Genomic DNA, 587 nt, shown 5'->3' on the forward strand with positions numbered 1-587 from the left:
CGGGTAGCACGTCTTATACCGTGAATGAAGATCACTCGATCACCATCAGTAACGAGCAGTTGTTAGCGAACTCCTCGGATGTAGAAGGTGATGTGTCGGTAAGTACGGTCACTTACGGTGGCTCTGATGGTGTGTTCACGACCAACGATGATGGCACGTATACGTTTGCACCGAATGAGAACTTCAACGGTGATGTGAGCTTCAACGTTGTCATCCGTGATGAGGACGGAGAAACCGCATCAACAACAGCGGGCCTAACCGTTGTTGAAGTGAACGATGCACCGGTTGCAGGCTCAACCAGTTACTCCATTAATGAAGATGAAGTGATTACCTTCACGGAAGCGCAGTTACTGGCTCAATCGAGTGATGTGGAAGGCGATGTCAGCCTAGACAGTGTAACGTACACGGGCACTGACGGCATCTTAACGGCGAATGACGACGGCACCTACAGCTTTGCACCGAATGAGAACTTCAACGGTGGTGTGAGCTTAACGGTTGTGGTTGCCGATGAAGATGGTGAGAAAGTATCGACGACGGCCGAAGTGGATGTGAAGGCCGTTAATGATGCGCCAGTGAGCGGTGATTTG

1 protein-coding gene is annotated in these 587 nt (G+C 50.8%); it reads left to right on the plus strand.

Annotated features, from left to right (window positions below):
* A partial coding sequence (locus L1D55_RS27515; protein WP_239919521.1) for a cadherin-like domain-containing protein occupies positions 1–587 on the plus strand: 587 nt, incomplete at both ends.

Origin of the sequence: Vibrio sp. Isolate22 (assembly GCF_022398115.1) — a bacterium.
Lineage (GTDB): Bacteria > Pseudomonadota > Gammaproteobacteria > Enterobacterales > Vibrionaceae > Vibrio.